This is a genomic window from Paraglaciecola sp. L3A3 (genome assembly GCF_009796765.1).
Lineage (GTDB): Bacteria > Pseudomonadota > Gammaproteobacteria > Enterobacterales > Alteromonadaceae > Paraglaciecola.
In genome coordinates, this window is sequence record NZ_CP047023.1 from 271,921 (window position 1) to 294,538 (window position 22,618).

16 protein-coding genes, 2 tRNA genes, 3 rRNA genes and 1 riboswitch are annotated in these 22,618 nt (G+C 43.0%); of the genes, 11 read left to right on the plus strand and 10 right to left on the minus strand.

Going from position 1 to position 22,618, the window contains the following annotated elements; translation table 11 throughout:
* Window positions 1-428 precede the first annotated feature (428 nt).
* From GQR87_RS01110 to rrf, 5 genes are all read left to right on the plus strand, one after another.
* Window positions 429-1,961 (plus strand): 16S ribosomal RNA (locus tag GQR87_RS01110).
* A 243-nt stretch (window positions 1,962-2,204) separates the two neighbouring features.
* A tRNA-Ile gene (locus GQR87_RS01115) sits at window positions 2,205-2,281 on the plus strand.
* Window positions 2,282-2,380: 99 nt separating this feature from the next.
* A tRNA-Ala gene (locus tag GQR87_RS01120) sits at window positions 2,381-2,456 on the plus strand.
* 446 nt (window positions 2,457-2,902) lie between these two features.
* Window positions 2,903-5,783 (plus strand): 23S ribosomal RNA (locus GQR87_RS01125).
* 152 nt (window positions 5,784-5,935) lie between these two features.
* Window positions 5,936-6,051: ribosomal RNA gene (gene rrf / locus GQR87_RS01130) — 5S ribosomal RNA — on the plus strand.
* Together the 16S, 23S and 5S rRNA genes with 2 tRNA genes alongside form the textbook arrangement of a ribosomal RNA operon.
* A 204-nt stretch (window positions 6,052-6,255) precedes the next feature.
* Here the strand turns inward: rrf and GQR87_RS01135 are convergent.
* From GQR87_RS01135 to cyaY, 3 genes are all read right to left on the minus strand, one after another.
* Window positions 6,256-7,291, minus strand: a protein-coding gene (locus GQR87_RS01135) for an IS630 family transposase (RefSeq protein ID WP_158965709.1) whose coding sequence is annotated in 2 segments (ribosomal slippage) — window positions 6,256-6,831 and window positions 6,833-7,291 — 1,035 coding nt in all. Because the reading frame shifts where the segments join, the coding sequence is not laid out codon by codon here.
* Window positions 7,292-7,643: 352 nt separating this feature from the next.
* On the minus strand, window positions 7,644-8,315 hold the full coding sequence (locus tag GQR87_RS01140) for an alpha/beta hydrolase (protein WP_158965711.1): 672 nt from the start codon (window positions 8,313-8,315) through the stop codon (window positions 7,644-7,646).
* A 53-nt stretch (window positions 8,316-8,368) separates the two neighbouring features.
* Window positions 8,369-8,686: an iron donor protein CyaY gene (gene cyaY / locus GQR87_RS01145; RefSeq protein ID WP_158965713.1), complete on the minus strand. Its 318-nt coding sequence runs from the start codon at window positions 8,684-8,686 to the stop codon at window positions 8,369-8,371.
* A 92-nt stretch (window positions 8,687-8,778) separates the two neighbouring features.
* Between cyaY and gmk the strand changes: the two genes are divergently transcribed.
* Window positions 8,779-9,426, plus strand: a complete 648-nt coding sequence (gene gmk / locus GQR87_RS01150) for a guanylate kinase (RefSeq protein ID WP_158965715.1) — start codon at window positions 8,779-8,781, stop codon at window positions 9,424-9,426.
* A gap of 27 nt (window positions 9,427-9,453) precedes the next feature.
* Here gmk and thiH read toward each other — a convergent pair whose 3' ends face one another.
* From thiH to thiC, 6 genes are read right to left on the minus strand one after another with little or no spacing between them, the layout of a single operon-like run.
* Window positions 9,454-10,563 carry a 2-iminoacetate synthase ThiH gene (gene thiH, locus GQR87_RS01155; RefSeq protein WP_158965717.1) on the minus strand — a complete coding sequence of 370 codons (1,110 nt, stop codon included), beginning with the start codon at window positions 10,561-10,563 and terminating at the stop codon, window positions 9,454-9,456.
* Complete coding sequence (locus GQR87_RS01160; protein WP_158965719.1) at window positions 10,563-11,351, minus strand: thiazole synthase; 789 nt, start codon at window positions 11,349-11,351, stop codon at window positions 10,563-10,565. The genes thiH and GQR87_RS01160 overlap by 1 nt, the downstream gene beginning before the upstream one ends.
* Before the next feature lies 1 nt (window position 11,352).
* Window positions 11,353-11,571: a sulfur carrier protein ThiS gene (gene thiS / locus GQR87_RS01165; protein ID WP_158965721.1), complete on the minus strand. Its 219-nt coding sequence runs from the start codon at window positions 11,569-11,571 to the stop codon at window positions 11,353-11,355.
* Window positions 11,565-12,389 (minus strand): HesA/MoeB/ThiF family protein, encoded by an 825-nt coding sequence (locus GQR87_RS01170; RefSeq protein WP_158965723.1) that lies wholly within the window; start codon window positions 12,387-12,389, stop codon window positions 11,565-11,567. Before GQR87_RS01170 ends, thiS begins: the two co-directional genes overlap by 7 nt.
* Window positions 12,386-13,981 carry a bifunctional hydroxymethylpyrimidine kinase/phosphomethylpyrimidine kinase gene (locus GQR87_RS01175; protein WP_158965725.1) on the minus strand — a complete coding sequence of 532 codons (1,596 nt, stop codon included), beginning with the start codon at window positions 13,979-13,981 and terminating at the stop codon, window positions 12,386-12,388. Before GQR87_RS01175 ends, GQR87_RS01170 begins: the two co-directional genes overlap by 4 nt.
* A 2-nt stretch (window positions 13,982-13,983) precedes the next feature.
* Window positions 13,984-15,945 (minus strand): phosphomethylpyrimidine synthase ThiC, encoded by a 1,962-nt coding sequence (thiC, locus tag GQR87_RS01180; protein WP_158965727.1) that lies wholly within the window; start codon window positions 15,943-15,945, stop codon window positions 13,984-13,986.
* Window positions 15,946-16,102: 157 nt separating this feature from the next.
* Window positions 16,103-16,201: riboswitch (TPP riboswitch) on the minus strand.
* A gap of 150 nt (window positions 16,202-16,351) precedes the next feature.
* On the opposite strand from thiC, the gene rpoZ reads away from it, so the two are divergent.
* The 5 genes from rpoZ (at window position 16,352) to GQR87_RS01205 (ending at window position 21,159) form a co-directional block, all read left to right on the plus strand.
* Entirely contained in the window at window positions 16,352-16,624 is a 273-nt protein-coding gene (gene rpoZ, locus GQR87_RS01185; RefSeq protein ID WP_158965729.1) for a DNA-directed RNA polymerase subunit omega, read from the plus strand.
* A 103-nt stretch (window positions 16,625-16,727) separates the two neighbouring features.
* On the plus strand, window positions 16,728-18,845 hold the full coding sequence (spoT, locus tag GQR87_RS01190; protein ID WP_158965731.1) for a bifunctional GTP diphosphokinase/guanosine-3',5'-bis pyrophosphate 3'-pyrophosphohydrolase: 2,118 nt from the start codon (window positions 16,728-16,730) through the stop codon (window positions 18,843-18,845).
* Between the two features lie 40 nt (window positions 18,846-18,885).
* Window positions 18,886-19,272, plus strand: coding sequence for a RidA family protein (locus tag GQR87_RS01195; RefSeq protein WP_158965733.1), 387 nt, complete (start codon window positions 18,886-18,888; stop codon window positions 19,270-19,272).
* A gap of 37 nt (window positions 19,273-19,309) precedes the next feature.
* Window positions 19,310-20,269: a tRNA (guanosine(18)-2'-O)-methyltransferase TrmH gene (gene trmH / locus GQR87_RS01200; protein WP_370459628.1), complete on the plus strand. Its 960-nt coding sequence runs from the start codon at window positions 19,310-19,312 to the stop codon at window positions 20,267-20,269.
* A gap of 101 nt (window positions 20,270-20,370) precedes the next feature.
* Entirely contained in the window at window positions 20,371-21,159 is a 789-nt protein-coding gene (locus GQR87_RS01205) for a crotonase/enoyl-CoA hydratase family protein (RefSeq protein ID WP_158965738.1), read from the plus strand.
* A gap of 163 nt (window positions 21,160-21,322) precedes the next feature.
* Here the strand turns inward: GQR87_RS01205 and GQR87_RS01210 are convergent, their stop codons facing one another.
* Entirely contained in the window at window positions 21,323-22,561 is a 1,239-nt protein-coding gene (locus tag GQR87_RS01210) for a hypothetical protein (RefSeq protein ID WP_158965740.1), read from the minus strand.
* Window positions 22,562-22,618: the final 57 nt, after the last annotated feature.

Below are 22,618 nucleotides of genomic sequence, written 5' to 3' on the forward strand. Positions count from 1 at the left end.
GCTGGATATATCACCCAATTGGTTGATATCTAAGCAGTCAGTTAAAAAGATCAAAAAAGGGGTTGCAAGGTGGGAGGTTATCTCTATAATGCGCCTCTCGCTTCGGGGAGGTCAGTTAAAACGACTTACCGAGACAGGATTTATCAAGTATAAATGTTGTGGTTGTGATGCTCTAAGAGTGTTGTGGTTAGCGGGATGCAACAGGATGGTTAGTTTAAAATAAATTAAATTATTATGTTGACATTGAAATAAGAGAGCGTATTATACGCCTCCCGCTTAAGAGGGTCTTCGGACAGTATCTAAAGCGAGACTTCTTCGGAAGTGGCTACTGAGGTAGCAATGTCTTTAACAATTAATAACAAGACAATCTGTGTGGACACTCACGAAGTGAGCGTTCACCAAAAAAAATTCATATTTTCAAAAATATTTAATTGAAGAGTTTGATCATGGCTCAGATTGAACGCTGGCGGCAGGCCTAACACATGCAAGTCGAACGGAAACATGTCTAGCTTGCTAGATGATGTCGAGTGGCGGACGGGTGAGTAATACTTAGGAATATGCCTTTGTGTGGGGGATAACTATTGGAAACGATAGCTAATACCGCATAATGTCTACGGACCAAAGGGGGCTTCGGCTCCCGCGCAAAGAGTAGCCTAAGCGAGATTAGCTAGTTGGTGTGGTAAAGGCTCACCAAGGCGACGATCTCTAGCTGTTCTGAGAGGAAGATCAGCCACACTGGAACTGAGACACGGTCCAGACTCCTACGGGAGGCAGCAGTGGGGAATATTGCACAATGGGGGAAACCCTGATGCAGCCATGCCGCGTGTGTGAAGAAGGCCTTCGGGTTGTAAAGCACTTTCAGTTGTGAGGAAAGGTTTGCGGTTAATACCCGTAAGCTGTGACGTTAGCAACAGAAGAAGGACCGGCTAACTCCGTGCCAGCAGCCGCGGTAATACGGAGGGTCCGAGCGTTAATCGGAATTACTGGGCGTAAAGCGCACGCAGGCGGTTTGTTAAGCTAGATGTGAAAGCCCCGGGCTCAACCTGGGAATAGCATTTAGAACTGGCAGACTAGAGTCTTGGAGAGGGGAGTGGAATTCCAGGTGTAGCGGTGAAATGCGTAGATATCTGGAGGAACATCAGTGGCGAAGGCGACTCCCTGGCCAAAGACTGACGCTCATGTGCGAAAGTGTGGGTAGCGAACAGGATTAGATACCCTGGTAGTCCACACCGTAAACGCTGTCTACTAGCTGTTTGTGGATTTAATCCGTGAGTAGCGTAGCTAACGCGATAAGTAGACCGCCTGGGGAGTACGGCCGCAAGGTTAAAACTCAAATGAATTGACGGGGGCCCGCACAAGCGGTGGAGCATGTGGTTTAATTCGATGCAACGCGAAGAACCTTACCTACTCTTGACATACAGAGAATTTAGCAGAGATGCTTTAGTGCCTTCGGGAACTCTGATACAGGTGCTGCATGGCTGTCGTCAGCTCGTGTCGTGAGATGTTGGGTTAAGTCCCGCAACGAGCGCAACCCTTGTCCTTAGTTGCCAGCCTTAAGTTGGGCACTCTAAGGAGACTGCCGGTGACAAACCGGAGGAAGGTGGGGACGACGTCAAGTCATCATGGCCCTTACGAGTAGGGCTACACACGTGCTACAATGGCGAGTACAGAGGGAAGCGAACCTGCGAGGGTAAGCGGATCCCTTAAAGCTCGTCGTAGTCCGGATTGGAGTCTGCAACTCGACTCCATGAAGTCGGAATCGCTAGTAATCGCAAATCAGAATGTTGCGGTGAATACGTTCCCGGGCCTTGTACACACCGCCCGTCACACCATGGGAGTGGGTTGCAAAAGAAGTAGCTAGTCTAACCTTCGGGAGGACGGTTACCACTTTGTGATTCATGACTGGGGTGAAGTCGTAACAAGGTAACCCTAGGGGAACCTGGGGTTGGATCACCTCCTTACTATTACGGCGAACCTTGCTTCGTTGAGTGTTCACACAGATTGTTTTGTTGTTGATAAGAAAGAGCAAAAAGAAGTGCTTGGGATATTCAAGCAATTTCTAGCGCTGTAAAGTCATCGTTTATTGCGATGATTTTTGTTCTAGGCAAGGCGGCTTTGGAGCGAGCGAGGGCGTGTACAAGTAGTACATAACCGAGTGAGTGACAAACAAAGGCGCAGCATAGGGCAAAAAGCAGAAGCAAGAAAGGCTTGTAGCTCAGCTGGTTAGAGCGCACCCCTGATAAGGGTGAGGTCGGCAGTTCAAGTCTGCCCAAGCCTACCAAATCTTTCCTACTCTGCGTTGAATGACGCGTTGTGTGCGGTGCACACGGCCTAATCATTCGCCTTGATTAGAAAAGATTAGTAAATACCTGCTTTACGCGGGGCCATAGCTCAGCTGGGAGAGCGCCTGCCTTGCACGCAGGAGGTCAGCAGTTCGATCCTGCTTGGCTCCACCACTTTATGTGGTAAATGATTTGCTCAAGAGATTAAGTAACCTTAATCAATGAATGTTTTTAGTAATGTTTATTGATTAGGGTTTTTTAAACCTTAAATGTTCTTTAACAATATGGAAAGCTGATAAAAAAGTAATCGAAAACTAAAAGAGAAAGCTCGAAAGAACTTACTCTATCTGATTTTTATGATTAGTACTTGTCACGCATACAACAGTGAGACGTCTGTTAAAAGAGTCTTACACCTAACTTTGGATAAAAGGCCAAAGGGTGGAGCAAGTTATTTCTAAATGACGAACAGTTACTCGTTAATAGTTTGGAAATAGCGAAGAATTTTGTTCTAGGCAAGCTGAAGGAGGAACGAGCGAAGGCATGTAACGTGTTACATAACCGAGCGAGAGACGACGAAGGCGAAGCATAGGGCAACAGACTGAAGCTATTTGGGGTTGTATGGTTAAGTGACTAAGCGTATACGGTGGATGCCTAGGCAGTTAGAGGCGATGAAGGACGTGTAAGTCTGCGATAAGCTGTGGGGAGCCGACAAAATGCTTTGATCCACAGATTTCCGAATGGGGGAACCCAGTCCTTAGGGACTATCTGCAACTGAATACATAGGTTGTAGAAGCGAACGAGGGGAACTGAAACATCTAAGTACCCTTAGGAAAAGAAATCAACAGAGATTCCCCTAGTAGCGGCGAGCGAACGGGGAGTAGCCGAGTAGTAATGAAGTAGCAGAATGTGTTGGAAAGCACAACGATACAGGGTGATAGTCCCGTATGTGAAGCGTCATTATTGCCATATTAAGTAGGTCGGGACACGTGTTATCTTGACTGAAGATGGGGGGACCATCCTCCAAGGCTAAATACTCCTAACTGACCGATAGTGAACCAGTACCGTGAGGGAAAGGCGAAAAGAACCCCTGTGAGGGGAGTGAAATAGAACCTGAAACCGTATACGTACAAGCAGTAGGAGCAGGAGTTTACTCTTGTGACTGCGTACCTTTTGTATAATGGGTCAGCGACTTATATTTAGTAGCAAGGTTAACCGAATAGGGGAGCCGTAGCGAAAGCGAGTGTTAACTGCGCGTTTAGTTGCTAGGTATAGACCCGAAACCCGGTGATCTAGCCATGGGCAGGTTGAAGGTTGAGTAACATCAACTGGAGGACCGAACCGACTAACGTTGAAAAGTTAGCGGATGACTTGTGGCTGGGGGTGAAAGGCCAATCAAACCGGGAGATAGCTGGTTCTCCCCGAAAGCTATTTAGGTAGCGCCTCGGACGAATACCACAGGGGGTAGAGCACTGTTAAGGCTAGGGGGTCATCCCGACTTACCAACCCTTTGCAAACTCCGAATACCTGTGAGTACTATCCGGGAGACACACGGCGGGTGCTAACGTCCGTCGTGAAGAGGGAAACAACCCAGACCGCCAGCTAAGGTCCCTAAATATTACTAAGTGGGAAACGAAGTGGGAAGGCTAAGACAGCTAGGAGGTTGGCTTAGAAGCAGCCACCCTTTAAAGAAAGCGTAATAGCTCACTAGTCGAGTCGGCCTGCGCGGAAGATGTAACGGGGCTAAGTAATATACCGAAGCTGCGGACGCAAACTTATGTTTGCGTGGTAGGGGAGCGTTGTGTAAGTGGCTGAAGGTGAACTGAGAGGTTTGCTGGACATATCACAAGTGCGAATGCTGACATGAGTAACGATAATGGGGGTGAAAAACCCCCACGCCGGAAGACCAAGGTTTCCTGTCCCATGCTAATCAGGGCAGGGTAAGTCGGCCCCTAAGGCGAGGCAGAAATGCGTAGTCGATGGGAAACGGATTAATATTTCCGTACTTGGTATATCAGTGAAGGGGGGACGGAGAAAGTTATGCAAGCCTAGCGTTGGTTGTCTAGGTGAAAGTGCGTAGGGTTGAATTTTAGGTAAATCCGGAATTCTACATGCCTGAGACACGAGACGAGACACTACGGTGTTGAAGTTGCAAATACTCTGCTTCCAGGAAAAGCCTCTAAACTTATGATATATCGAACCGTACCCCAAACCGACACAGGTGGTCAGGTAGAGAATACTAAGGCGCTTGAGAGAACTCGGGTGAAGGAACTCGGCAAAATCGTACCGTAACTTCGGGAGAAGGTACGCCGCTGATTGTGATTGGACTTGCTTCATGAGCGATTGGCGGCCGCAGTGAAATGGTGGCTGGAACTGTTTATTAAAAACACAGCACTGTGCTAAATCGAAAGATGACGTATACGGTGTGACGCCTGCCCGGTGCCGGAAGGTTAATTGATGGGGTTAGCTTCGGCGAAGCTCTTGATCGAAGCCCCGGTAAACGGCGGCCGTAACTATAACGGTCCTAAGGTAGCGAAATTCCTTGTCGGGTAAGTTCCGACCTGCACGAATGGCGTAATCATGGCCACGCTGTCTCCACCCGAGACTCAGTGAAATTGAAATCGCAGTGAAGATGCTGTGTACCCGCACCTAGACGGAAAGACCCCGTGAACCTTTACTATAGCTTGGCACTGAACATTGACCCTACATGTGTAGGATAGGTGGGAGACTTTGAAGCGTTGTCGCCAGATGACGTGGAGTCTACCTTGAAATACCACCCTTGTAGGTTTGATGTTCTAACATTGTTCCCTTATCGGGAATGTGGACAGTGTCTGGTGGGTAGTTTGACTGGGGCGGTCTCCTCCCAAAGCGTAACGGAGGAGCACGAAGGTTGGCTAATCCTGGTCGGACATCAGGAGGTTAGTGCAATGGCATAAGCCAGCTTAACTGCGAGACAGACACGTCGAGCAGGTACGAAAGTAGGTCATAGTGATCCGGTGGTTCTGAATGGAAGGGCCATCGCTCAACGGATAAAAGGTACTCCGGGGATAACAGGCTGATACCGCCCAAGAGTTCATATCGACGGCGGTGTTTGGCACCTCGATGTCGGCTCATCACATCCTGGGGCTGAAGTCGGTCCCAAGGGTATGGCTGTTCGCCATTTAAAGTGGTACGCGAGCTGGGTTTAGAACGTCGTGAGACAGTTCGGTCCCTATCTGGTGTGGGCGTTGGATGATTGAGGGGAGCTGCTCCTAGTACGAGAGGACCGGAGTGGACGAACCGCTGGTGTTCGGGTTGTTTTGCCAAAGGCATTGCCCGGTAGCTACGTTCGGAATCGATAAGCGCTGAAAGCATCTAAGCGCGAAGCGAGCCCCAAGATGAGTCATCCCTGTACGTTTAACGTACCTAAAGGGTTGTTGAAGACTACGACGTTGATAGGCAGGGTGTGGAAGCGTAGCAATGCGTTGAGCTAACCTGTACTAATTGCCCGTGAGGCTTAACCATACAACGCCCAAGTGGCTTTTTAGCACTAAGCGTGTATTGAGTGACAAGACAACATCATAGAGAGAAGAGTAAGACTAAGAGCTTTTTAGCCTCGATTATTTGGTCAATAAGACCTCAGCTTTTACATATTGATAAGAACATACCAGTTTTTGTCTGGCGGCCATAGCGATGCGGTCCCACCTGATCCCATTCCGAACTCAGAAGTGAAACGCATTAGCGGCGATGGTAGTTTGGGGTTTCCCCATGCGAGAGTAGCACACTGCCAGACTCCTATTCAGAAGAAAGGCCACCTTAATAGGTGGCCTTTTTTTTGTGTGAAAATTAGTGACAGTAAAATATCAATTGGATTGGGAGAAGGTGACCGTTCATCTGAAAAAGTGCGGCATGCTACCCCGCGGTCATCCTTCACGAAGTGGATTCCCGGACAGTCGCAGAGCTCCTGTCGTTCAGGCGGTTATACCAATCACGATAATTAATTTCCCACCTGTGCCCAATTTCTGGCGCACAATTTGATAACCTTTTCTTTATCGCTGATAAAGTTATTCCATGCCCGACTGCATTGTATGACAATATCCTCATAGCTATCAAAGCATTGATTGGCCAACTCATTTTGCCTAAGCCATTGCCATACCTGCTCGATTGGGTTTAGCTCTGGAGAATAGGGCGGAAGCTTGATGATACTCACCTTATCTAGGTCATGCGCAATATCGTCTGTATGCCAACCCGCACCGTCCATTATCACCAGTGCATGGCGGCCAGGCTGAGTACGCTTGGATATCAACTCTAAATGCTGTCTCATAATGTCTTTGTTCACCACAGGGGTTATCAAGGCTTCCGTTTCACCTGTCGCTGGGCATACAGCCCCAAATAAATGCGCATACTCAAACTGTTGTTGCTTGACCGCTCTAGGGCGACTACCTTTGTTCGCCCATAAACGTGTAGTGGTGTTCTGTTGACCTATTCTAGCCTCATCTTGAAACCAAATATCGACTTTATCCAGTGTGACATGGCCTGGGATCAATTTGATCGTTTCAATCTGCAGTTTTTTTAAACTCGTCTTGAGCTTCTTGGGACTGCTTAGGGTGCTTAGAGCGACTGGTTATCCAAGAAAACCCTAGCTGATGCAGTAGACGATATATGTTAGTCAGGCCATAGGTAATACCAAATTCTTGCTTCACATAGTCAATGATGAGTGTGCCTTTGAGCCTTCCACCATCAGGTTTTATGGCATGAGACTCAATGTAAATTTTCAACGTCTGCAGTTGCTCAGCTGATAAAGCACAAGGCCGACCAGAGCGCGGCTTTTCCTTTAATCCGTCCAAACCATCTTGGTTGAAGCGCTTCACCCACTCATTCACCATTCTACGGCTGACGTGCAGATACCGAGCCGCTTGCGTGCGATTAACGCCTTGTTGAATATGTGAAAGGGCCATTAATCTGACTCGCATCCGAGCATTTTTTTCCTTCGCTATGAGTGTCGAAAAATCGATATTTTTTAAGCTATGCATGAGAAGAATTAAGATAAGAATACATAACTCAATTAGATCACAAACTTAGTGAAAATGGTATTACGCTGCTACGCAGCTAAAAGCAAACCACCTTCACCCCCATGCGAGAGTAGCACTCGGTTCTGGCTTCCTGCTTCACTCTACCTCCTACATCCATGTAGTCGACAGCCAGACTCCTATTCAGAAGAAAGGCCACCTTAATAGGTGGCCTTTTTTTTTGCTTTGATAACTTTTTAGGTCGGAGTGGGCACATCCATGATGAAACTCACTCAAATATGACATCCTTGTCATATTGAAAATACCTAGCCGAGCAGTCCTCGTCTCAAGATAGTCTTTCCTTATGATAGCTTGATCAGGATAGAACTTTTTGTAACCATTTGGAAATGTCGTTTAGCTCTTGGGCGCATACGTTATGTTGCATCATGTATTCTATCCAAGAGGCTTGATAACCGTTTTCTACTAACACCTTGTAAGCGGCGTTACCCATAAACATAGGCACAACTTCGTCTTGTTGGCCGTGGGCGATAAAAATTGGTGTATGTTTGTTGGCAGTATGAGCTTCAGCAGTTAACTTTTCTGGCTCACACATATAACTGGATAATGACATGATTCCAGCCAGTTTCTGTTTAATACGTGTACCTAAGTGTAAAGCTATCACTCCACCTTGTGAGAAGCCTGCTAAAACAATCTTTTCTGCTGGGATACCTTGGGTGATTTCTTTGTCAATTAAGCTTTGTACTAAGGCTGCAGATTCGTTAACGCCTGTTCTGTCTGCTCTACTAGCAAAGTCCATACTCTTAATATCGTACCAAGCACGCATAGGCATGCCGTTATTAATAGTGACAGGGCGAATAGGTGCATGAGGAAAAATAAAACGAATGGCAAGTTGTGGTGGAATGTTTAACTCTGGCACAATTGGGGCAAATCCATTGCCAGAATCACCCAAACCATGTAACCAAATAACAGCCGCTTTAGCCGGGTTAGTTGGATTCACTTCTACGTAAGGTAATTCTTGGTCACTCATTTTATTTTTCTCACTTTATTATTGGATATTTATCTGTATTGTTAGCGGTGTCTTTAGTTACGTAAAGACACTTTTTGGCCTGCCTGTTTAGTTGAGGCTTCATCTAGAAAGGACCAAAATTCTACGCCAGTTCGCTCATCTATCCATTGGTCATTTGTAAAGTTAAAATGATGACCATTAAATTTAGTAGCAACCCATAACTGATGTAGAGGGGGTTGTTTATTAATAATGATCTTTGTACCGTTTTCAAAGGTCATAGTTAAGATACTACCTGCTGATTCATAGTCTATGTCTACTTCACATTCGTCTAACATTTCTTCAATGCTTAGTAATAAATCATCTGTCATTTGGTGATATTGGCTATCGTTCATTTTTTCACTCGTTTGTAATCTGCCGTTTTGCTTGCAATATGCTAACATTGCTAGTTATCCGCGACATAATTATTAATGACAAAAATATCAATATGCCACAAACTCTTGGAAATCTCTTTATTCTCACTGCTCCATCTGGAGCGGGTAAATCTAGCTTAATCAAAGCTTTATTAGAAAAACACCAGTCAAATAGTGCTCATAACAATGAAATGCAAGTGTCTGTTTCACACACTACCCGTTCGCCTAGGCCTGGGGAAATCAATGGTGTGCACTACCATTTTGTTGATAGAGCCGAATTTGAATCTTTAATTGCCCAAGATGAGTTTTTTGAATGGGCAGAAGTATTTGGTAATTATTACGGTACCTCTAAGGTAGTAATTGAAAAAATCTTACGCCAAGGAATTGATGTCTTTTTAGATATCGATTGGCAAGGAGCAAGACAAGTCAAAGCGCAAATACCTGACACAGCTACCGTGTTTGTTGCGCCACCTTCGAAACAAGAATTACAGAGACGGTTAACTAGTAGGGGACAAGATTCAGCTGAAGTGATCGCTCAACGTATGGCAAAAGCGGTGTCTGAAATATCTCATTACCACGAGTTTGATTATATTGTAGTAAACGATGATTTTGATGCGGCATTGGCTGAATTAGACGCAATTGTGATGACACGGCGTTTACGTAAAGAAAAACAGATTATTCGCCATCAGCAGTTATTTGAAAATTTACTTGGTGATTCTTAGTCTTAGATTAAATATTTTTGGTTGGCATTAATGCCAACCATTTTCCCAATCTTTAAATACTGCTTGATAACCTTTATTGGCAATCATACCGGCAATGACTTCTACTGGTCGTTCGTCGCTAATTTCAAACTGATCTAATTCATTTGTAGCTGCTGTATAACCCCCAGGTTGAGTTGAACTACCTGCACTCATGTGTGTGATGCCTAAGGGGATTAGATTGTCTCTAAGCTCGTTTGACTCACGAGTAGATAGGCTAATTTCTAGTTGTTCGCTAAATAACCTAAATGCACAAATTACCTGAACTAAGCCTAAATCTGTAATCGGACTTGCAGGTTGGATCCCTCCAGTGCAAGGACGTAATCTAGGGAGTGAAATACTATACTTACTACGCCAATATTTGTTTTCTAAATAATGTAAGTGGTGTCCCATCATTAAAGCATCGAGCCGCCAGTCATCTAGACCTAATAATACCCCTAAGCCCATTTTATCGATCCTAGCTTCTCCCAGTCTATCTGGACTATTTAAGCGGTAGTTGAAGTCCTTTTTTTTACCGCGAGTGTGATGTTTTGCATAAGTGTGAGCCTGGTAGGTTTCTTGATAAAGCATCACTGCATCTAGGCCTAACTCAATTAGTTGTTGGTACTCACTTACTTCTAATGGCTGTACTTCCATGGCCAAGTGACTGAAGTATTGTTTAACTTGAGGTAATACTTGTTTGAAATATTCTATTCCGACCTTAGTTTCATGCTCACCAGAGACCAATAACACAGAATCAAATTGTCTTTGTTTAATAATCTTAATTTCGGCTGCAATTTCCTTTGAGTTGAGTACTTTACGTTTTATTTTATTGCTCATAGTAAAGCCACAATAATCACATTCATTAGCACACAAGTTCGACAAATAAAGGGGAATGAATAAACTAATGTTATGACCAAAACGTTTTTGCGTTAAGTGCATGGCTTGCTGTGCCATTTGTTCAATAAATGGTTCGGCAGCTGGCGATAACATCGCCATTAAAGCAGACAAGTCGCCAGCAGGTTGCTGCAAAGCCTGCTGTACATCTGCGGCAGTAGTACTGTATATCGACAATTTTAAGTGGTCTTTATCTATAGCTGAAAATATGTCAGAAAATCCCATTAGTTTGCGCCTGCAATAGCTGTGGGTTGCCGTAAAAAACCAGTTAAAGGGCTAGTATTTTGTGCTTGATTACTGACTTGGCCAAGTCCGGCTTGGTAAGCATCATGACCAGTTTTCACGGCTTGTTTAAAACACTGAGCCATGACTATAGGTTGCCTACTGGATGCAATGGCTGTATTCACTAACACGGCATCGGCGCCTAACTCCATTGCCGCAGTGGCGTCAGAAGGACTACCTATACCAGCATCAATCACAACAGGCACTTTAGCTTGTTCGATAATAATTTGTAAAAATTCACGAGTTAATAAACCTTGGTTACTGCCAATAGGGCTGGCTAAAGGCATAACAGCACTACAACCCACTTCTTCAAGACGATGGCATAACACAGGATCAGCATGCACATAAGGTAAAACCACAAACCCCTGTTTGACTAGGGCTTCAGCCGCGATAAGCGTTTCGATTGGGTCAGGCATTAAATATTTAGGATCAGGGTGAATTTCCAACTTTACCCAATTGGTGGCAAACATTTGTTGGGCCAATTGCGCGGCAAAAATGGCTTCTTCGGCATTACGAGCACCTGAGGTGTTTGGTAATAACTTTACACCCATTTGAGTTAACGGCAGCATTAAGTTGTCTGTACCTTGTTGTCGATCAATACGTTTGATGGCAAGAGTGACTAATTCAGAACCTGAAGCTTGTAATGCGCTAAGCATAGTGTCGGTATTGGCAAACTTACCTGTACCACTAAACAGCCGAGAACCAAAAGAGTGGTTAGCGATAGTTAACATCTCACCCTCCCGCTACAGCAGTAAATATCTCGATACTGTCCTGATTTTGGCAGCGTCGACTTTGCCAAAAACTACTGGGAATAATATTTTGATTGATAACTAAGGCGATATTACCCAGTTTAACTGACTGGTTTTGATTTATGTATAGTTCAACCGCTTGCTGTAGGTTACTACCTGGTTCAATCTCTAATTTTTGTTCATTAATATATATAACTAACATGACTTATGTTCCTCGTTAGTGGTGACAATTGGCGTCGATTTCTGGCATACAGGGCAATTCGGATCACTATGTCTAGCTAGTTTTCGCCAACTTAAATTTCGCCCATCAAATATGTGTAATGGTTGCGTGGTTTCTGCAATATTTAATATATGTTGTAAGGCCAGCAACGATTGCATACTAGCCATCACGCCTACGCTAGGCCCAAGAACTCCCATTTCGGCACAAGTGTTAGAGGTGTTCTGTTCAGTGAAAATACAGCGATAACATCCTTGCTGTGGTGTTTTGATTGGATCGATTAATAAAAGCTGACCATCATTGGCACTAATTGATGCACTGATAAGTGGCACTTTATTAGACACACACCAAGCGTTTACAGCTTGTCGTGTGAGCATGTTGTCTGAGCAATCTAAAACAGTAAATTGTTTCTGCTGTATTGCCATCTGTAAAATTTTGTTGCTCTGCAACAGGTTTTGCATTGTTTCGGATGTAAATAAATTTAAGTAAGTACTTACATTTAGCTTGCCACTTAATTTTGAAAGTTGAAATTGAGCGGCTGTGACTTTTGTTTGTCCTATATCTTTTGGGCTAAACAATATCTGCCTAGGTAGGTTAGATGCTTCAATTACATCGTCGTCCATCAAATGTAGATGTCCTATACCGGCTGCCGAAAGTTGTTGCGCGCAGTGTGTACCTAAGCCGCCAACACCAACAATTAACACATGTTGTGCTAACAGCTTCAATTGCCCTGTTTCTTCTACTTCCGGTAATAACACTTGGCGGTAGTATTGCACTAGTTGTGAATTCGTTAGTTGACTCATAAGTAACTCTGCCATTGATTTTGCAAGGATTGCCATGCCATACCAGGATCATCTGCTTGTTCTATCGCTCTGACGACAGCTGCATCATTGACCCCTGTTGCGTGTACTAAAGCCAAGTTATTTGCATCAATTCCGCCAATAGCAACCAGTGGTAGTTTCTCTTTCAATAATCGGCAATAACGGCTCAGCTTTAACAGCCCTTGGGGTTGAGATGGCATACTTTTGGTGGGAGTGGGAAATATATGGCCAATCGCTAGATAGCTTGGTTCAGTTTGTTGCACTAATAACATTTCAAAGTAACCATGAGACGATAAGCCTAGTGCCAAACCAGCAGATGATATTTGTTGCAGATCGGCCTGTAACAAATCTTCTTGGCCTAAATGAACACCAAAAGCACCGTGTTTGATGGCTAACTGCCAATGGTCATTAATAAAAACTTGTGCCTGATATTGTCGACCTAAACGAATTGCTTGTTGAATATCTTGTTCAAGTTGAATTAGATCTGTTGTGTCTTTAATTCTTAATTGTACGGTTAACGCCCCAGATCGTAATACTTGTTCAAGTACAGTTAATGATTGTGTTACAGGATAAATCTTTATCGGTGTTTTTAGTGCCTTAAAGCTTAAGTCTTGTTTAGAGTAAAGTCTGTTGTACTGGGGCAGGATAATTTCAGGAAAATCATCTAACTTATTTGGCCAGCCAATCCGGGCTAGCACTCCCGCACCTTGACCTACAGCATAACCGGAAATTAAGCCTTGATTGACATAAGCTTTAGCAATACAAATGGCATCTAAGAGCGGGTGACCGAGAGCCACAGTGGTGGCAATAGCAGACGAAAAGGTACAGCCAGTACCATGATTATTACTGCTTAGGATTTTATTATGACTAAAACCAATCAGTTGTTGTTGATGGTCTAATGAGGTGTGTTCAATATCATGGCTGAATAACCAATCGGTAGCTTGCTGCTTAGCATGGTCTCCTCCCGTGAGGAGCACATTGGTGGCAAGTTGTTGCACCATTAACTGCAGCTGATTTTGCCATAGCTCCTCTTGTTCAGGCAGCATTTCGGTCTGAGTTAAATGTGTAAACTCTTTAAAATTTGGTGTGATTAATGTGACCTGTTTAGCAAGCTGAAGATAGTCAGTAACTGTCGGCGCTGTGTCCGATTCGGTTAGCATATGGCCAGTGCTTGTGATCATTACAGGATCCCAAATCACTGGGATTGATTGCCCTAAGCTTTTTTCAAGTAACGTTAAATTATCAGCTAACCATTGGCTGATAAACTGTACTTGTTGAGCATTGGCCATCACTCCAATTTTTATTGCTTTGGGAGGCATGTCTACACGCAAACAATCCAATTGCGCTGCCAGCATTTGAATAGAGCTAGCAACTAAGCTGGTTATCTGTATAGAGTTTTGTGCCGTTGTGGCTGTGATTATATTGCAGGCGTGACCACCTAAATCTTGAATGGTCAAGTTATCTGCTTGAATTCCAGCGCCACCACCACTGTCTGAAGCAGCTATGCTCCAGACAATAGGACGCCCCTCATTGGGCGCAGTGCCCAATGAGGGGCGGGTATCTTTGCCTATCATGGTTATTTCGAACTGTCAGTTACTGGTTCTATAACAGGGGTGTAGATATTCGCTCCCTGAGCTTTAAACTCTTTTGCTTTGATGTCCATCGCTTGCAAAATATCAGCTTCGCTTAACATCCGGCTTTCTACTAAACGGGTGGCATCTTGTTCTACATCAATAGGCTGTGTGGCTGCGTAATCTCTTACTTCCTGAGTGATTTTCATTGAACAAAACTTAGGACCACACATAGAACAAAAATGTGCCACTTTGGCTGATTCTTGAGGCAGTGACTCATCGTGATAAGCTCTTGCTGTTTCAGGATCCAGGCCTAGGTTATATTGGTCTTCCCAGCGGAATTCGAAACGGGCTTTAGAAAGGGCGTTATCGCGGATTTGTGCTGCTGGATGACCTTTAGCCACATCAGCTGCATGAGCCGCAATTTTATAGGCAATCAGCCCTTGTTTTACATCCTCTTTGTTGGGTAAACCTAAGTGTTCTTTAGGTGTGACGTAACATAGCATCGCCACACCGTACCAACCGATTTGAGCCGCACCTATACCAGAGGTAAAGTGGTCATAGCCTGGGGCAATGTCGGTAGTTTGTGGGCCGAGTGTATAAAACGGAGCTTCACTACAAATTTCAAGTTGCATCTCAACATTCTGTTTTATGAGTTGCATAGGAATATGCCCTGGACCTTCGACGATCGTTTGTACATCGTATTCCCAAGCGACTTTAACCAGTTCACCTAAGGTTTCTAGCTCGGCGAACTGTGCTTCATCGTTGGCGTCGGCAATACAACCTGGGCGCATTCCATCACCCAATGAAAGTGACACATCGTAGGCGGCGCATAATTGGCAAATTTCTCTAAAATGCTGATACAAAAAACTTTCTTTGTGATGAAATAAACACCACTTGGCCATGATTGAGCCACCACGCGACACTATGCCTGTTAAGCGTTTGGCGGTCATAGGCACATAACGTAATAAGACTCCCGCATGAATAGTGAAATAGTCAACGCCTTGCTCGGCTTGTTCAATTAGCGTGTCGCGAAATACTTCCCAAGTGAGATCTTCAGCCACACCATTGACCTTTTCTAGGGCTTGATAAATCGGCACAGTACCAATTGGAACGGGAGAGTTGCGTACTATCCATTCACGGGTTTCGTGGATATAACGGCCGGTTGATAAGTCCATTACTGTATCAGCACCCCAACGGGTAGACCAAACCAGTTTTTCAACTTCTTCTTCAATAGACGAGGTCACCGCTGAATTACCAATATTGGCGTTCACTTTAACTAAAAAGTTACGGCCAATAATCATAGGTTCCGCTTCGGGGTGATTAATATTGACTGGAATAATCGCTCGTCCACGAGCCACTTCATCACGTACAAACTCAGCTGTGATGGGTTGGCCGATTGTGGCGCCAAAACCATGGCCCGGTGCTTTTTGAGTTAATACTTCCTGAGTGACTTGTTCTCTGGCCATATTTTCACGAATGGAGATGTATTCCATTTCAGGGGTAATAATACCGGCTTTGGCATAGTGCATTTGGGTGACACACTTGCCCGCTTTGGCTTTTAGTGGTTTATCTAAAGAATCAAAACGTAAGTGATCTAAGCCATCGTCTGCCATGCGTTGTTGGGTATAACGGGAACTGGCATCTGGTAATTGTTCTACATCGTCCCGACCAATGATCCAGTCTCGTCTTAGTTTAGGTAAACCTTGGCGTACATTGATGTTCGCCTCAGGATCAGAATAAGGACCAGCGCAGTCGTATACCATAATATCCGGATTACTTTCAGTCACTGGTGTTTCTTCACTGCCACCTATAATAGTATCGGTTTGGTGAATCGCTCGCATGCCCACTTGGATGTCATGGTGAACACCAGGCAGATATACTTTGCTCGAATTGGGATGTAATAAGGGTTTTAAATTATCAATAAATTGTTGTGCTTGCGCACGGGTTTGACGACGATTTGACATTAGCAATCTCACAAATACAGTTGAAAAGGAAGTTGCTTGTCTGGAGAAATATCATGTTGAAAATGCCAACAATAAAAATACCATCGATAAACTATCGATAGATCTTAAGATTGTTAGCTAAAAACTAACTTTTATACTAGGCATAAAAAAGCCAAAAAACTAGCTCTCACTTGTTTCCTTCGCAGGTACTAACCTGATCAGGTTCAACGGTTCCCGAATTAACGGTCTCAGCCAAAAGGCACTCCGACAAGAGGGCGCAGTATAAGCTTAAGCTGAAAATAGTTTCAAGGAATTTAACTTATTTCCCATAGATTGATCATTTCGCGATCAAATAGCTTTTAAAGTATGTAAATTATCAGTACACTATGCGACCTTTTTTTCATATTACCACCCGACGGAGATCATCATGGCTCGCGTAACAGTTGAAGATGCTGTAGATAAGATTGGCAATCGTTTTGATTTAGTTTTAGTAGCCGCTCGTCGTGCTCGTCAAATTGCAATTGAAGGCAAAGAGCCTTTAGTTCCAAGAGGCACAGATAAGCCTACTGTTCTTGCATTGCGTGAAATTGAAGAAGGATTAGTGACTGCTGATACACTGGAAGCAGAGACCCTTCGCGATCAACAAGAGCAAGATCAAGCTGAATTTGCATCGGTAGCGAATATTCTTTCAGCAGAATAAAGTGTTTTTTTAGCTTACGGCTACATTTTTCGATGTTAGCCGTTGGCTTGTTGCCTTTTTCCCCGTATTCTAAGTTCTTAATTAACTACTATAAGCGTTTCTTGTGTATCTTTTTGAGGGTTTAAAACAAAAGCTTGAGAATTATTTGTCGCCTGAAAGGGTTGCGGATGCTGAGCGTGCATTTGTTGTTGCTCAAGATGCTCACAGCGGTCAAATGCGCTCTAGTGGTGACCCTTACATTACCCACCCAGTTGCCGTAGCGGCTATTCTTGCAGACATGCGTCTAGACCATGAAACTATCATGGCTGCTTTGTTACATGATGTAATTGAAGATACTGAACACAGTAAAGAAGATCTCAGTGCTGAGTTTGGTCAAACTGTGGCTGAACTGGTTGAAGGTGTTAGTAAGTTAGATAAAATTCATTTTAGTAATAAACAAGAAGCCCAGGCCGAAAATTTCCGCAAAATGATGATGGCCATGGTGCAAGACATACGTGTCATTTTGATCAAATTGGCTGACCGTACTCACAACATGCGCACCCTTGGTTCATTACGACCAGACAAAAGACGCCGTATTGCCCGCGAAACGCTTGATATTTATTCTCCCATTGCCCATCGTTTGGGTATTCATGACATAAAAAATGAATTAGAAGAATTAGGCTTTCAAGCCATGTACCCCTTACGTTTTCGTGCTTTAAAAGGCGCAGTAAAACAGGCTCGTGGTAACCGTAAAGAAATTATTGAAAATACCCAGAAAGAAGTAGAAAGTCGACTGAGCGAAGTAGGAATTAAAGCGCAAACTACAGGTCGTGAAAAGCATCTTTATTCCATTTATCGCAAAATGAAAAATAAAGAACTGTTATTCAACGAAGTGATGGATATCTATGCTTTTAGAATTGTTGTTGATTCTGTCGATAGCTGTTATCGCGTTTTAGGTGCCATGCATGGCTTGTATAAACCTATCGAAGGGCGATTTAAAGATTATGTCGCCATTCCTCGCACGAATGGCTATCAGTCGTTACATACAGCGTTAATAGGTCCTCATGGCATTCCTGTAGAAATTCAGATCCGAACTTTTGATATGGATCAAATGGCTGATAAGGGCGTAGCTGCTCATTGGCTATATAAAGATTCTGATGATACTAATGACACCACAGCACAAGTACGTGCTCAAAAGTGGATGCAATCTTTAATCGAGTTGCAGCAAAGCGCTAGCTCTTCATTTGAATTTATTGAAAATGTAAAAACCGATTTATTCCCAGATGAAATATACGTATTTACCCCTAATGGTCGCATTATTGAATTACCTTTAGGTGCTACAGCCGTTGATTTTGCTTATGCAGTACATACTGACGTAGGGAATTCGTGTGTTGGAGTGAAAGTAGAAAGACGACCTTTTTCTTTGAGTAAACCTTTGGTCAACGGTCAAACTGTTGAAATTATTACCTCACCACGAGCCAAACCCAACGCCAACTGGTTGAACTTTGTGGTCAGTGCCCGAGCACGTTCTCACATTCGCCATTATTTGAAAACTCAGCGTTCTGAAGAAGCTATTGTCATGGGCAACCGTTTGCTCAGGCACGCATTAGGCAGAGTAAAACTGGATGATGTGCCACAACAAGATATAGATCGTGTGGTAACAGAAACTAAACATAATGATTTTTCATCTTTGTTGACAGATATAGGCTTAGGTAACGAATTAAGCGCCATAGTCGCTCGACGACTACTGGGTGAATCAACTGAGCTTGAAGATAAAGAAAAGAATGTGGCCATTCGTGGCACCGAAGGTCTGTTGGTGTCTTACTCTCGTTGTTGCCATCCTATTCCAGATGATGAAATAGTTGCGGTATTAAGCCCTGGTCGAGGCTTAGTTATTCATCAGAATGGTTGTAGCAACATTCGTAAATTGAGCAAAGAAGAACCTCATAGAGTACTCACTATGCAATGGGGTCATGAAGTCAGCGGTGACTTCCATGCGTCAATTCGCATTGAATTAATTAATCGTCAAGGTACGTTAGCTACGTTAACCAGTACAGTGGCGGCTGCGGGATCTAATATTATTGGCCTGCAAACTGAAGAAAAAGAAAGTAATGTCTATTACATAGATATTGAGTTGAGTATCCGAAACCGTCTACAGCTAGCAAATGTCATGCGAAAAATTCGTATCATGCCAGAAGTACAAAAAGTCTCTCGACACAGTCAAGCAAGAAAAAACACCTAACAACACTTATTTATCAAACTATTTATAAAAGGATATTCCTATGACTAAGTCTGTTATTCATACAGATAAAGCTCCGGCCGCTATTGGTACTTATAGCCAAGCGATTAAATCTGGTACAACTGTTTATTTGTCTGGGCAAATTCCACTGGTACCAGCGACAATGGAAGTGATTTCTGAAGATTTCGCAGAACAAGCCCATCAAGTATTTAAAAATGTCTCAGCGGTTTGTTCTGCAGCTGGTGGCACCACTAACGATTTGGCTAAAGTAAATATTTTCTTAACAGACTTATCAAAGTTTGCCACTGTGAATGAAATCATGAGTCAATACTTTGAAAAGCCTTATCCAGCTAGAGCTGCAGTACAAATCAGTGCATTACCTAAAGGTGTACAAATTGAAATTGACGGTGTAATGGAATTGCCAGAATAAGTTAGGCTTGTCACTATTTATGAGCGTAGAAATTAAAATGTCGCCTGAACGCAATGCACGTATCAGGCAACTTCTCTCTTTACGACAACCCAGTTTAACCCTTTGTTTAGAGCAGCTAGATAAGCCACACAATGTGTCGGCTATTGTGCGTAGTTGCGATGCTGTTGGTGTGCATGAAGTTCAGGCTATTTGGAAGAAAAAAGCCCAAATTCGTAAAGGCACCGCCATGGGCAGTGAAAACTGGGTTTATACTCGTGAACATACTTCTACCGAAAATGCCGTGGCTTATTTAAAGCAACAAAATATGCAAGTGTTAGTGACCAACCTGTCTGATAAGGCTGTGGATTTTCGCGAAATAGATTACAGCCGACCTACTGCCATTATTCTTGGCCAAGAAAAGCACGGCGCAACTGATGAAGCCATTGCCCTTGCTGATCAAGAAATTGTGATCCCTATGGTGGGTATGGTGCAGTCATTGAATGTCTCTGTGGCCGCGGCATTAATTTTGTACGAAGCTCAAAGACAAAGACAGCTTGCAGGTATGTATGATAAGCCGCAATTGTCTGAAGCTGAATGTCAAAAAGTGTTATTTCAAGGAGGTTTCCCTAGGTACCGTGAAATATGTGACCGCAAGGGCATTGAATACCCCTATGTTGATGAGCATGGACATATTCAAGCCGATGACGCTTGGTGGCAAAGAATACAAATGCCTAACGCTACGCCTTTTCGAGGCATGAATATTCGTGATTTAAAGGGTTTTGGTCTTAGAAGTGAAGAAATGCTAGCCAAGGTTGATATTCATACAGTAGAACAATTTATGGCTATTGATTCATTCGAATTGTACAAGCGCTTAAAACAAAAAGTAGAGGGGACAGGTCTAAATACGTTATATACCATAATTGCCGTTAAGGAAGGAAAACACCGGCTTGATATTGCTAATCAGCAAAAAACAGACATTCTGTTAAAACTTGAAAGCATGGGAATGGATACACAATAAATTATTAGCAGATGTTGTTGGTTGACAGAGAATGCAAAAACCTTAACTGCGCCATTTCCTATCTGATAAAGTTGACTCTCTTATAGTAATGGGCCAGTTTTATGTCTGAATCTCGTGTCACACTAACTCTCGAAAGCGGTATTGCTAAGGTTACTTTAAATCGTCCTGAAAAATATAACGCCATAGATCTAGCTATGTTTCAAGGTATCGACAAGGTTATAAAAAGCATAAAAGCTGACCCCGCGATAAGGGCGGTAATTGTATCTGCGGCGGGCGAAAACTTTTGTACTGGCCTTGATATAAAGTCGGTACTTTCCAATCGCAGTAGTGCATTTAAATTGCTTTGGAAGTGGTTACCCGGCAACGCTAATCTAGCGCAAAGAATGTGTATCGGTTGGCGCCGTTTAAATGTACCTGTGATTATGGTGTTGCACGGAAAATGCTGGGGTGGGGGCATGCAAATTGCGTTGGGAGGCGATTTTAGAATTGCCTCACCGGACTGTTCATTGGCAATTATGGAATCCCGTTGGGGCTTAATTCCCGATATGGGTGGTACAGTGGCATTACGTGAATGTGTGGCTAGCGATCAAGCTATTAAATTAGCAATGACCAGTGAAATCATTGATGCTAAACAGGCGCTTTCCATGGGGCTAATTACCCAAGTGGCAGCATCACCAATGCAAGCGGCTACTGAATTAGCTAAGCAATTACTCGAAAAATCACCGGATTCTAATCGTGCTATTAAACACATCTATCACAAAATATGGAGTGTTAATCAGCGAAAAATATTGGCTTTAGAAACCTTCAATCAACTGAAGATTCTTGTCGGGAAAAACCAGCGAATTGCGGTTAAAAGGCAACAAGGACACACTGATATAGATTTTAAATAAGCCGATAACTCATAAGCGGTTGATTCAGGTGAAATCTTATGTTGTGGAAGGATATACCATACTCGCTAAATTAGTCGTGACTCATAATGCGCCCAGGTTTTTTTGATCAAGGCGTCGCTATGCAGTAATAGTTGTTCCCTTTTAGATAGTTACTAATCAACCTTCAGGGTAAATTCCATATGTTTTCACTCACAATTTTAGAGCTGGAAATCAGTTCATGACTGAGATCCTGGCCATTCATGCTCGGTATCTTAAACAATAATTCAACGTTATTGCCTTGATTGAGATCATAATGAGCAATCGAGCCCTCAAATTCTTTGGAAGTAGGATTAACTTCGTTGGTTAGAAACCAACTTAACCAAAGTAGCGATGAATCAGTAAATCCAGACATGATATAAATTTTATTATTTCTAGGGCCATCTACCTTGGCAAAAAGTCCATAGTCAGTATATTGATTAGTCATGTCATTTTCAGGGGATAGGTATATCTGCCCAGTGCTTTTATGTTCAAGTTGTTTGAGTACACTATTGTATTGGTATGCAGAGCTTTTAAAGTAGTTTTGCAACACGCCCATATTTTCAAAATGGCCAATATAGATAATATTGGCATGTTTGATCTCATAAGCTGTTAAGGCAGAAGATAAAATAACCTGCGTATATCTAAAGTTATCGGATATAGATAATAAATTTTTAAATGCTAATACTAAGCTCTTGCTAACAGATTCGTTGTGTAAGCTTGATAGATTTGTAGACCCTTTAAAATCGCCTTCAATATTCGAGCCTTCGATAGAGGACATTGGCGCTCCAAGCACAATAATATTTTTATACTGAGGGGACTGAAAGTCACTCCAAATTGTATGAGAATTTATATTATTTGTATTTAAAGTGTTTTTGTTGAAAAAAGTAAAAATTAATACGTGTATGACTAGGCTGATAATACAAATACTTAAAATGAATTTTTGTCGCCACAATATCGGCTTGAGGCGGAGTGTTTTCTCATGTCTTAGGTTAATTTTTATATTATTATCTACTTTATTTATCGTATTGTTTTGAATAAAAGCTAATCGATATTCTCCTACAGGAATGGAAATGCGCAGGTCCTCGTTAGCCCCTTCATCTAAGTAGTATTCTTCTAATTTTTTTCTCAATCTGGAGATGTGTACACGAACGGATGCATTTTCAGTAGAGTTAAAATCCACATTTTTTTTGAACACATTGATGGCAATTTCTATTTCTTTTGGTGGGTGGATCAAGGCTGGTTGTTGTTCTATTCGCTGGATTTCTTTTTCAACTAAGTATTCTAGTAATTTGCTTAAGTTAGATGAGCGACCTAGTACGTTACTGTGTTTAATATTTTGCAGTTGTCGATACAAGTCCTCTGTTGACGGAACTGTGTTTTTCATATTGTTTAAAGTCCCGTTTTTACTGGTGTTAAAGTGAAAATGTAACCGTTACATTTT